Annotated in this window: 14 protein-coding genes; 3 read left to right on the top strand and 11 right to left on the bottom strand. The window is 55.0% G+C overall.

From position 1 onward, the window contains the following. Positions 1-80: 80 nt before the first annotated feature. The 11 genes from flgL to flgB all read right to left on the bottom strand — a co-directional run bounded on the left by flgL (position 81) and on the right by flgB (position 9931). Complete coding sequence (flgL, locus tag J4613_RS00640; RefSeq protein ID WP_079835007.1) at positions 81-1034, bottom strand: flagellar hook-associated protein FlgL; 954 nt, start codon at positions 1032-1034, stop codon at positions 81-83. Between the two features lie 14 nt (positions 1035-1048). Continuing rightward, on the bottom strand, positions 1049-2710 hold the full coding sequence (gene flgK, locus J4613_RS00635; protein ID WP_000096425.1) for a flagellar hook-associated protein FlgK: 1662 nt from the start codon (positions 2708-2710) through the stop codon (positions 1049-1051). Positions 2711-2774: 64 nt separating this feature from the next. After that, positions 2775-3725: a flagellar assembly peptidoglycan hydrolase FlgJ gene (flgJ, locus tag J4613_RS00630; RefSeq protein WP_000578692.1), complete on the bottom strand. Its 951-nt coding sequence runs from the start codon at positions 3723-3725 to the stop codon at positions 2775-2777. Then, positions 3725-4822, bottom strand: a complete 1098-nt coding sequence (locus J4613_RS00625) for a flagellar basal body P-ring protein FlgI (protein ID WP_001518955.1) — start codon at positions 4820-4822, stop codon at positions 3725-3727. Before J4613_RS00625 ends, flgJ begins: the two co-directional genes overlap by 1 nt. Before the next feature lie 11 nt (positions 4823-4833). After that, on the bottom strand, positions 4834-5532 hold the full coding sequence (flgH, locus tag J4613_RS00620; protein WP_001174897.1) for a flagellar basal body L-ring protein FlgH: 699 nt from the start codon (positions 5530-5532) through the stop codon (positions 4834-4836). A gap of 54 nt (positions 5533-5586) precedes the next feature. Beyond that, on the bottom strand, positions 5587-6369 hold the full coding sequence (flgG, locus tag J4613_RS00615; protein ID WP_000625851.1) for a flagellar basal-body rod protein FlgG: 783 nt from the start codon (positions 6367-6369) through the stop codon (positions 5587-5589). Positions 6370-6382: 13 nt separating this feature from the next. Further along, a complete protein-coding gene (locus tag J4613_RS00610) occupies positions 6383-7138 on the bottom strand; it encodes a flagellar basal body rod protein FlgF (protein ID WP_000349278.1) in 756 nt (251 codons plus the stop codon). 20 nt (positions 7139-7158) lie between these two features. Continuing rightward, on the bottom strand, positions 7159-8370 hold the full coding sequence (gene flgE / locus J4613_RS00605) for a flagellar hook protein FlgE (RefSeq protein WP_000010562.1): 1212 nt from the start codon (positions 8368-8370) through the stop codon (positions 7159-7161). Between the two features lie 26 nt (positions 8371-8396). Continuing rightward, positions 8397-9095 (bottom strand): flagellar hook assembly protein FlgD, encoded by a 699-nt coding sequence (gene flgD, locus J4613_RS00600; RefSeq protein WP_000020450.1) that lies wholly within the window; start codon positions 9093-9095, stop codon positions 8397-8399. Between the two features lie 11 nt (positions 9096-9106). Then, on the bottom strand, positions 9107-9511 hold the full coding sequence (gene flgC, locus J4613_RS00595; RefSeq protein ID WP_001196448.1) for a flagellar basal body rod protein FlgC: 405 nt from the start codon (positions 9509-9511) through the stop codon (positions 9107-9109). A gap of 3 nt (positions 9512-9514) precedes the next feature. After that, positions 9515-9931, bottom strand: a complete 417-nt coding sequence (gene flgB, locus J4613_RS00590) for a flagellar basal body rod protein FlgB (RefSeq protein ID WP_000887043.1) — start codon at positions 9929-9931, stop codon at positions 9515-9517. 156 nt (positions 9932-10087) lie between these two features. Between flgB and flgA the strand changes: the two genes are divergently transcribed. The 3 genes from flgA to flgN all read left to right on the top strand — a co-directional run bounded on the left by flgA (position 10088) and on the right by flgN (position 11559). Next, a complete protein-coding gene (flgA, locus tag J4613_RS00585; protein WP_001194082.1) occupies positions 10088-10747 on the top strand; it encodes a flagellar basal body P-ring formation chaperone FlgA in 660 nt (219 codons plus the stop codon). A gap of 91 nt (positions 10748-10838) precedes the next feature. Continuing rightward, complete coding sequence (gene flgM / locus J4613_RS00580; RefSeq protein WP_000020893.1) at positions 10839-11132, top strand: flagellar biosynthesis anti-sigma factor FlgM; 294 nt, start codon at positions 10839-10841, stop codon at positions 11130-11132. A gap of 4 nt (positions 11133-11136) precedes the next feature. After that, positions 11137-11559 carry a flagella biosynthesis chaperone FlgN gene (gene flgN, locus J4613_RS00575; RefSeq protein ID WP_000197546.1) on the top strand — a complete coding sequence of 141 codons (423 nt, stop codon included), beginning with the start codon at positions 11137-11139 and terminating at the stop codon, positions 11557-11559.

Here is an 11559-nt window from a genome sequence, read left to right as displayed (position 1 = left end):
TAAAAAAATGCCCGCGCCGGGGTGGATGGCGCGGGCAGACAAAACATATCCAGTTTCGTGATATGTTTCAAAAAGAGGCGTTACCGGTTCAACTGGAAAAGCGACATTGCCTGCATGTCGGTAAACGTTTTATAGGACGCCTGTAATGCCGCCTGTTGCATGACGTAGGAGGAAATGACCGAGTTCCAGTCCACATCTACCAGGTTGCTCATCTGCAACTTCTGTCCCAGCGCACGGTCGCTTCCCAGTGAATCCAGCGTACTGAGTTCGCTCAGTTGCGTTCCCAGTTCCGCACGAACGGTCAGGACGTTATTAAGCGAATTTTTTAAGCCGCGATTGGTTTTATCAATGGCGGCAGCGGCTTTTTCTTTTTCCACGTCATTGCCTTCCACCGGGGTCTTGAGCGCGGCAATTGCCGTATCGAGCATGACAAACAGATTCTTTTCGGAGTCCGAGCCATCCGGTTCCGGCACCGCATTGCTGGTGATGCTATTAAAAATTTGCGCTCCCGTATGGCCAATTACCATCGTGCGTGCGGAATCCACCTGCTGGGTAACACTTTTCTCGCCGCCATGATAACCACCTGTCGCCTGGTCGAATGGCGCCGCTTCCGTTTTATACCCGGCAAAGATATAGCGACCATTGCCGTCAGTGCTGTTTGCCAGGTTCATCAGCTGATCGCGGATCCCCTGTAAATCCGTCGCCAGCGACGCGCGGTCATCGTCACTTAACGTGCCGTTTCCGGCATAGACGATTTTTTCCTGCGCGGTTTGAATCGCCGTCGTCACCTGACTGAGTACGCTTTCTTCCAGCGACACTTTTTGGGTGGCAAACGTACGCGCCAGGGCGTACTGGCTATTCTGCGCCTGCGCCTGAGAGAGTACTACCGCCTGCGACGCGGCGATCGGATCGTCAGATGGGTTGGTAACGCGCTTACCGGTAGACATCTGCTCGCCCAGCTTCATCCATTCGGCCTGAGAATTAGTGATGCCGCTCATATTTTGTTCGTACATCATCTGGGTACTGATACGCATGTCATCCTTCTCCTTTAGCGAATATTCAATAACGCATCAAACAGCGCATTCGCGGTCTGCAATACTTGCGCATTCGCCAGATAATACTGCTGATAACGCTGCAAATTGCCGTACTCTTCGTCGAGGTTAACGCCGGAAACCGACTGTTGCTGTTTATAAAGCTGTTTAACCACATTCGCCTGCGTGGTGCTGCTGGTTTTCAGCGTTGACGTTTTGTTACCCACATCGCTGACCAACGTGGCGTAAGCATCGTTAAAAGTTTTGTTGCCGCCCACTACATTGCTGTTTTGTAAGTCCAGCAATGCCTGACCATTGCGGTTATCGCTGTCGCCGGTATCCACGTCAGGATCGAGTTTTGACTCAGACGCCATCGCAATCTCGGCTTCATTCGTCACTTTAACGTTCATGTCGACGATAGCATTGCTGACCGGCTTGAGAAGAAAACTGTCGTTTTTCTGTGCGCCGGTCCCTACCGTCACTTTCAGACCGTCAATCTCCAGTTTTCCGTCAGCATCTTTTGTCGCCGTGAAGGTGGTGTTATCCGCAGTGCGAGTAACCTGCCAGTCTGTACCGTCAAAAACAATCTTATAATCCGTCGCCTGAACCTTCGTGCTGTCGACCACCTTAGCGGTTAGCGATACCGTTTTATCGGCATTATTACTGTTGCTATATACCACCGGCGAGCCAATGCTAAAGAAGTCTTTCCCTTTATTGCCGTCGGCGTCATAACCTTTGGTATGCTGCGCGTTAAACGCATCGGCAAACGCCAACGCCAACTGGCCCAGCGTATTACGAGTCTGATCCAGATCCTGAGAACGGAACGTCAGTAGCCCGCCGAGCGAACCGGTGTTCAGCAACTTTTCCGGAATTTCGATGTTACCGGCGGCCTCATCGACATAAGCGACAGTCGTTCGCGTCGGGTCGGCGCTGGAGGGAACCGCCGCCAACTGACGCGCCGTCGACCCCTGCACCAGCGTATAGCCATTGGCCATCGTCAGGTTATAGGTGCCGCCGTCCTGTACACTCACCTCGACGCCAACGATCTTGTTAAGCTCGCTGACCAACTGATCACGCTGATCGAGCAGGTCGTTCGGCGATGCGCCCGCGCCTACGCCCGTCATACGGGAGATTTGATCGTTCAGGTTAGCTATCTGCTTCGCGTAATTGTTGATTTGCGCCACGCTGGAGCCAATCGCGATATTGACCTGTTTATCCTGATCGCGCAGATACTGATCGGTGGTTTTGAACTGGTTTACCAGCCCTTCCGCTTTACCAATCAGCGCCTGACGCGCCGCAGGATCTTCCGCATTACTGACTAACGTTTGCAGGCTGGTAAAAAAACTCTGCAACGAACCAGACAGTGAGCTGGATTTATCGGCCAGCAGGTTGTCGATTTTCGACATCTGTTCATAGCGCGTGGTCAAGCCGCTGCTCTGGTTTTGCGCGCCGCGTAGCTGATTAGTGATAAACGCATCATATTCGCGCTGTACGCCTGAAACGTAAACGCCATTACCTATCCAGCCGCCAGCCCCTAACGTACTGTTTGCCTGCGCCAGAATAGTTGTCTGCCGGGTATAACCCGCAACGTTATAATTGTTGATGTTATTACTGACCGTATTTAACGCGGCCTGCGCGGCGTTAAGTCCGCTCATGGCGTGATTAATCAAGCTGGACATGATGGTTCCTTTTAATCCTTCAATACTCGTTGTTATCGGCAGCGACTACGTGGACTTGAGCAATTTAAAAGAGATTGTCGAGATTCGCGCTGTAGGTTTTGCTGACCTTTTCACTCATCGCTTTCAACTGCTGAATCATGCTGGTCAATTTACGCGCGTAATTCGGGTCAGTGGCGTATCCGGCGTTTTGCAGAGCCACTGCGCCCTGCTCTGCCGTGGCGGCAGTGGTCACGGCAGCGTAGCGTGGGTTACGCGTTAACAGCGCGACATAATCCGATAATGCCTCCAGATACGAGCTATAGACGCGGAATTTCGCTTTCACTTTTTTCGCTTCGCCATTTTCGTATTCAGTGGTGGTGATCTCCGTCACCGGCCCTTTCCAACTGGCGGTCGCTTTCACGCCAAATACGTTATAGCTGGGTTCGCCATTCTCCCGCAGGATTTGCCGCTGCCCCCAGCCGGACTCCAGTGCCGCCTGCGCCAGAATCAGATGATGCGGCACCCCGCTTTGTTCGCTGGCCAGCCTCGCCGGGAGCGAAAGCCGGGCCAGAAAGTCTTTACTGTCGCCGGAGAGCGGCGCATCGCTGCTGTCCGGCGTTTTCGGTATGGCTTTGCGCACCAGTTGGGTCAGCGCCTGATTTTGATAGCTGTTTACCGTCTCCAGGGAGAATTTAAGCGGTACTTGCGGCGCGTCATCCGCAGGCATCGTCTGCCCGCTGGTCATCTGTTTAACCATCATATCCGCCAGCCCCAGTCCCTTGCCGGCAGTCATCTGCTGGGCGATCTGCTGGTCATACATGCTGGTATACAGACGCGTCTGATCGCTGCTGAATAAACCATCTTTGGGTAAAGCCTCGCGCATACTTTTCAGCATCATCTGCACAAACATCCCTTCCACCTGACGGGCCACAGGACGGATATTCGCCGCCGGGTCCTGGCCCGCTTTCGCTTTCAGTTCGTTCAGAGATTGCGCATCCCAGGCCGCGCTGGCCAGCAATTTACCGTCTCCGATCATCAGATGATTTCCAGTTTGGCGCGTAGACAGCCCGCGCTCTGCATGGACTGCAAAATCGACATCAGGTCCATCGGCGTCGCGCCAAGCGCATTCAACGCGCGCACTACGCTGTTCAGATTGGCGCTGGAACGCACGCTCTGTAGCGATCCGCCGCTCTGACGCAAATCTATCTGAGTCTGTGGCGTCACCACGGTCTGCCCGCCGCCAAATGGCGTATTCGGCTGGTTGACGTTGAGCTGGCGATTGACTGTCACTGACAAATTGCCCTGCGCCACAGCGCAGCTATCCAGCGTGACTTCCCGATTCATGACCACCGAACCGGTACGCGAGTTGATCACGACTTTTGCATCCTGCGGCGTCACGTTGACTTCCATATTTTGAATGTCCGCCAGAAAACGCACCTGCGAGCTGTTGCCGCTGGGCACGCGTACCTGTACCGTTCGCGCATCAAGCGCAGTGGCGCTGCCGTAACCGCGCGCGCGGTTGATGGCGTCGGTAATTTGCTGCGCCATCGTAAAATCTTCGTCGTTCAATTGCAGATTAATGGTGTTGCCAGCGCCGAACTGAGTCGGCAACTCGCGTTCGATAATCGCGCCGTTAGTGATGCGCCCGCCATTAAGCTGGTTAACCTGCACGCTACTGCCGCCTGCGGAAGCGCCCGCGCCACCGACCAGAATATTGCCCTGCGCCAAAGCATACACCTGGCTGTCCACCCCTTTTAACGGCGTCATTAATAACGTCCCGCCACGCAGACTTTTAGCGTTCCCCATTGAGGAAACAACGACATCGATCGTTTGTCCCTGTCGCGCAAAAGGCGGATACGACGCCGTCACCATCACCGCCGCCACGTTTTTCAACTGCATATTGGTGCCGGTGGGGACCGTAATCCCCAGTTGTGACAGCATGTTATTCAGCGTCTGAGTGGTAAATGGCGTCTGGGTCGTCTGGTCGCCCGTACCGTCCAACCCGACCACCAGCCCGTAGCCGATCAGCGAGTTTTCCCGTACTCCCTGGACACTGGTCAGATCCCGGATACGCTCGGCGTGCGCCAGAGTGGCAACCAGTGCCAGAACGATTCCTGCAAGAGCTTTAAACACATACACCTCGCTTACATCGGCGACAAATTAAGGAAGAAACGTTGCAGCCAGCCCATATTTTGCGCTTCGTTAATATAGCCGTTCCCGACATATTCAATCCGCGCATCCGCCACCTGTGTCGAGGGAACAGAGTTGCTGCCGCTGATGGTGCGTGGATTTACCACGCCGGAGAAGCGGATGAATTCCGTTCCCTGATTAATCGCGATCTGTTTTTCCCCCACGACGTGTAAATTGCCATTGGCCAGAACCTGATCGACGGTCACGGTCAGCGTGCCGCTAAAGGTATTGCTGGCATTCGCGCCGCCTTTGCCGTTAAAAGAGTTGCCGCCGGAGGCCTCCATATCCGCGCGGGAATTACCGAATAATCCCTGCAGATAACGCGGTACCGTATCAAAACCAAAACTGGTTTTGCCGTCGCGACTGGCATTTGCCGACGAGCTTTTACTGGCGCTGACGTTTTCCTGTAACACAATCGTGAGCGTATCGCCGATATTACGCGGTCGACGATCTTCAAAAAGCGGCTGATAGCCATAATTAATCGGCTGCGCAGACTGAAATATGGAGCCATTCGCCACCGGTACCGGGCCAGGTATCGGCTGCGCCGTGGTCGCCCCCTGCACAAGCGGTTTAGCGGGTATCCAGGCGCATCCTGTCAGCGTCGCGACCATCAGGGCCATAACTGGGTAAGCGTGAAGCGCGTATTTTTGCATTACCTTCATCTTCAAAATCAGGGAGCCGGTGGCGTATCCCCCACCGGCGGCCCCTTAGAGTTGCGTCAGTTTCTGCAGCATCTGATCGGTCGTCGATACTGCTTTACTGTTAATTTCATAGGCGCGTTGAACCTGAATCATGTTCACCAGCTCTTCCGCCACGTTAACGTTCGACGTTTCGACATACCCTTGATACAACAACCCCGCGCCGTTGAGCCCCGGCGTGCTTTCGTTCGGCGCGCCGGACGATTGCGTTTCGATATAGAGGTTCTCGCCAATGCTTTCCAGCCCGGTGTCGTTCATAAAGGTGGTCAGGTTAAGCTGCCCGACCTGAACCGGCGCGGCCTGCCCCTGCTGGGTAACGCTGACCACGCCGTCGCGGCCAATCGTGATGCTTAACGCGTTGGCCGGAATGGTGATTGCCGGCTGCACCTGAAAACCGCCCGCCGTCACCAGTTGACCATTCTGATCCACCTGGAAAGAGCCGTCGCGGGTATAAGCAGACGTACCGTCCGGCAGCATGACCTGGAAAAAGCCCTGCCCTTTAATCGCCACATCTTTACTGTTGTTGGTCTGCGACAGGTTCCCCTGACTGTGCAGACGCTCCGTGGCGACCGGACGCACGCCGGTACCGATTTGCAGCCCTGAAGGCAGCGTCGTCTGCTCGGACGACTGCGCGCCCGGCTGGCGGATGGTCTGATACAACAGATCTTCAAATACCGCGCGCTGACGCTTAAAACCATTGGTGCTGACGTTTGCCAGGTTATTGGCAATCACATCCATATTGGTTTGCTGCGCGTCCAGACCGGTTTTGGCGATCCATAATGAACTGATCATAAAATGTCCTGTATTAACTCATCGACAGCAGTTGGTTAGCTCGCCCTTCGTTCTCATCTACGCTGGTGATAACCTTCATCTGCATTTCAAAACGACGTGCGTTGGCGATCATGTCGGTCATGGCTTCAACCGGCTTGACGTTACTGCCCTCCAGCACGCCCGACATAATGCGAATTGACGGGTCGGCGGCCAGTACCGCCCCGCGTTCAGCCTGTGCCTCGGCGGTAAGGCGGAATAAACCGTCATCGCTCCGCTGCACCTCATTGCCTTCCGCTTTGACCAGCTTCAGTCGCCCAACGGGCGCCACCGTGTTTGGCGGGTCGCCGGGATTGAGCGCGGAGATCGTGCCGTCTGCCGCAATGGTGATTTCCGACCCTTCAGGAACGGTAATCGGGCCGCCTTCGCCGATAACCGGATGTCCCTGAATGGTTAACTGCCCGGTCGGACCCACCTGGATATTCCCGTTACGGGTATATCCTTCAGCGCCATCCGCCGCTTGCACTACCAGCCAGCCGTCCTGCTGTAACGCGACATCCAGCGGACGGGAGGTGTAGTCCAACTGACCCGGGGTCATATCCGCCCCGGGCGTCGACGCCGTAACCAGCGTGCGCGTTGCTAAAGAGAGGCCATCAACGGGCACCGCGCGTAGCGCGTTAAGCTGCGCGCGGAAGCCCGGCGTTGAGGCATTAGCCAGGTTGCTGGCCGTTACCGCCTGCTGGTTAAGCGTCTGGCTGGCCGCCCCCATGGCGGTATAAATTGCGTGATCCATTAAGCTATCCCGTCAGGCGCTTAGCGCAGGTTAACCAGCGTATTGAGGATCTGGTCCTGGGTTTTGATGGTCTGCGCATTCGACTGGTAGTTACGCTGCGCGACGATCATATTCACCAGCTCTTTACTCAAATCCACGTTAGAGGCTTCCAGCGCGCCGTTCGTCAGCTTACCGAAGTTGCCGGAACCGGCAGTCCCCAGCAGCGCAACCCCGGAAGCCTGCGTCGCCGCCCAGACGTTATCGCCCTGGGATGCCAGACCTTCGTTGTTGGCGAAGTTAGCCAGCACAATCTGCCCCAGCACCTGCTCCTGCTCGTTGGAGTAGTTGCCAACTACGGTGCCGTCGTTGTTAATCTGGTAGCTCACCAGGTCGCCCGGCTTATAGCCGTTTTGATTGGTGGCAACGATGTTGTTAGCCCCGGTGTTCTGCTGCATGGAGTTAAGGAAGCTGAGGGAGAAGGTGGCCGCTGTCGCGCCATTAATCGTACCGGTGGTGATGTTCACCGTACCGCCGGATTGCAGTGTCCCGTTTGCGTTAAATACCAGAGTGGTTGATGGTGCCGCCGGCGCTGTGGCTGCAGGATCGCTGCTGTCATGGGTGTACACGGCCCATTCATTATCTTTGGTTTTCACAAAATAGACGTTCATGTCATGGGCATTACCCTGGCTGTCATAAACGGTGACGGTGCCTTTTTTGTTATACGAATCCGCATCACTCACGCTAAAGGGCGTTTTAGACGGTACAGGGTCCGTTGAGTTCAGGTTGATCTGCATTGACGCGGTGGTGGTCGATTTCGCCGCCATCAGCGTGTTCGGAATGGTGATCGGCGCAGGATTCGCCCCCTGCTGAATGGTCGGCGGCGTACCGGTGGCCGGATAGCCGGTCAACTGCATCCCCTGCATATTGACCAGGTTACGGTTCTCGTCCAGTTTGAACTGGCCGTTGCGGCTATAGAACACGGAACCGTTGCTGTCTACCAGGCGGAAAAAACCGTTCTGGCTAATCGCGACATCCAGCCCGCGCCCGGTGTTCGTTGTCGTACCGTCGGTAAAATCCTGGGTAATCCCCGCCACTTTTACGCCCAGCCCCACTTTGGAACCGGCGAACATATCGGCAAATGATGCCGTACCGGACTTAAAGCCATAGGTGGCGGAGTTGGCGATGTTATTACCGATAACATCAAGGTTGGTGGCCGCAGCGTTCAGGCCGCTAACCGCTTGAGAAAAAGACATGACTGACTCCTGATAAGTGTAAGGGCTTAGATTATTTGCCGAACTTCGTCGAGTGTGGTGGTGCCGTAGGTACCCAGATCCAACAGGTTGCCGTTACTGCCCTTCGTCACGCCCTGTACCAGAGCGAATTGCAGCGGCTGCGCCACCAGTTGCGTCCCGCCATTGCTGGCGGTAATCGCAATGTTGTAAGAACCATTCGGTACCGTTGTTCCGTCCGTTTGCTTACCATCCCAGGTAAAGGTGTGTACCCCGGCTCGCAACTCACCGATCTCCAGCGTCCGTACCACCCGGCCATCTTTATCGGTAATGGTTGCCGTCACTTTGTCCGCAGGCTGTTGCAATTCCACGCCAAACGGCGTCGTGGACGTCACGGCCCCTTCTTCCGCGCCTTTACCCGCCAGAATTGTGGTGCCAGGCACCATAACGCCATGTCCAATCAGCGTGGTCGCCTGTAGGGACTGACTATTATCGATTTGCCCGGAAATAGCCCCCAGCGTCGTATTCAGTTTTTCAATGCCGCTCACGGTACTGATTTGCGCCAACTGTGTCGTTAACTCATTATTTTGTAATGGGTTAGTCGGGTCCTGGTTCTTCAATTGCGCGACCAGTAAGGTCAGGAAACTGCTTTGCAAATCGGCAGCGTTGCTTCCGGTCATCGATCCGCTGCCGGTCGTCGTTTTGACGCCCGTGTTGGTCGGGTCATTCATATTTACGGCAATAGACATACGCGCCTCCTTTACTGGCCTAATGTCAGCGTTTTAAGCATCATGCTTTTTACGGTATTCAGGACTTCGATATTTGCCTGATAGCTGCGCGAGGCTGACATCGTGTTGACCATTTCGCCGACCACATCGACGTTGGGCATTTTGACGTAACCATTAGCGTCCGCCAGCGGATTGCCTGGCTCATAAACCAGCTTTTCCGGTGCCTGACTTTCAATCACGCTGGCGACCTTTACCCCGCCAGTGGCTTGACCCGGCGCGGCGTCCACCTGAAAAACCACCTGTTTGGCGCGATAAGGCTGTCCGTCCGGGCCGGTGACGCTATCCGCATTCGCCAGGTTACTGGCCGCAACGTTCAACCGTTTGGACTGTGCGGCAAGCGCCGATCCGGCAATATCAAAAATGTTTAACAGCGCCACGAATTAGTTTCCTCCCTGTAGCACATTCATCATGCCTTTGAGTTGGCTACCCAGAACGGTAAGCCCCATCTGATATTTGAGACTGTTATCCGCAAACTGCGTACGTTCCCTGTCCATATCTACGGTATTACCATCCAAAGAAGGCTGATCGGGTACGCGATAAAGCAGATCCACTGCGGGAGAAGAGACCGCCTGGGCGGGAATATGGTGAGAGGAAGTCAACGTTAACGCGACGCCGCCGGTTTCTTCCCGTCCACGCACCATCACCTTTTTTAACTCACTGGCAAAATCAATATCGCGCGCCTGATACCCCGGCGTATCGGCATTGGCGATATTCGCCGCTAATATTTCCTGACGTTGCGCGCGCAGATTTAGCGCTTCCTGCTGAAATCGTAAGGCGGCATCGAGCCTGTCGAGCATATCTCCTCCGCAAATGGCAAAATTCAGCCGACAGCTTAAATGCCTTCACGCGCGCGTTATCGCCGGAATAAACGCAAAATGCGTCGCTATTTATTGCGTTGATGCTTGCTTCACACGGGTAGAATCCTGTCATGACATCAACCAGGGGGAAGTACCATGCAAACGTTAAAACGAGGATTCGCCGTGGCGGCTTTGCTGTTCAGCCCCCTGACAATGGCGCAGGACATCAACGCCCAGCTGACCACGTGGTTTTCCCAGCGTCTGGCTGGCTTCAGCGACGAGGTGGTTGTCACGCTCCGTTCATCGCCCAATCTGCTACCGAGCTGTGAGCAGCCAGCCTTCAGCATGACGGGCAGCGCGAAGCTGTGGGGCAACGTCAATGTGGTGGCGCGCTGCGCCAATGAAAAACGTTATTTGCAGGTGAATGTGCAAGCGACCGGCAATTATGTCGCCGTTGCCGCGCCCATCGCGCGCGGCGGAAAATTGACGCCGGCCAACGTCACGCTAAAACGTGGCAGGCTGGATCAGTTACCGCCGCGAACGGTACTGGATATCCGTCAGATTCAGGATGCCGTCAGTTTGCGCGATCTCGCTCCCGGGCAGCCGGTACAGCTTACGATGATACGTCAGGCCTGGCGCGTCAAAGCGGGGCAACGAGTACAGGTCATCGCCAATGGCGAGGGGTTCAGCGTCAATGCGGAAGGTCAGGCGATGAATAATGCCGCCGTCGCGCAAAATGCGCGCGTGCGCATGACATCGGGTCAAATCGTGAGTGGAACCGTCGATTCTGATGGGAATATTCTTATTAACCTATAATTGTGTAAAGATTTTGTCGCGGCTGCCGATGAGATATTCAACCATGATGGTAGCTGGCCGCTACAACGTAACCCTCGATGAGGATAAATAAATGAGCATTGACCGTACCTCACCTTTGAAACCCGTTAGCACTGTCCAGACGCGCGAAACCAGCGACACGCCGGTACAAAAAACGCGTCAGGAAAAAACGTCCGCCGCGACGAGCGCCAGCGTAACGTTAAGCGACGCGCAAGCGAAGCTCATGCAGCCAGGCGTCAGCGACATTAATATGGAACGCGTCGAAGCATTAAAAACGGCTATCCGTAACGGTGAGTTAAAAATGGATACGGGAAAAATAGCAGACTCGCTCATTCGCGAGGCGCAGAGCTACTTACAGAGTAAATAAGCGTATGACTCGTTTGTCAGAAATACTTGACCAGATGACCACCGTCCTGAATGACCTGAAGATGGTGATGGACGCCGAGCAACAACAGCTTTCCGTAGGCCAGATTAACGGCAGCCAGCTACAGCGTATTACAGAAGAAAAAAGCTCGTTGCTGGCGACGCTGGATTATCTGGAACAACAGCGCCGTCTGGAGCAGAATGCGCAGCGTAGCGCAAACGATGACATTGCAGAGCGCTGGCAGGCGATTACCGAAAAAACGCAGCATCTTCGCGACCTCAACCAGCACAACGGCTGGCTGCTGGAAGGGCAAATCGAGCGTAATCAACAGGCGCTGGAGGTGCTGAAACCTCACCAGGAGCCGACCTTGTACGGGGCTGACGGTCAGACTTCCGTCTCTCACCGCGGCGGTAAAAAAATTTCTATCTAA

Source organism: Salmonella sp. 32020114201800008SM (genome assembly GCF_017572025.1).
Lineage (GTDB): Bacteria > Pseudomonadota > Gammaproteobacteria > Enterobacterales > Enterobacteriaceae > Salmonella > Salmonella enterica.
This window is presented reverse-complemented; position numbering and strand designations above follow the sequence as displayed.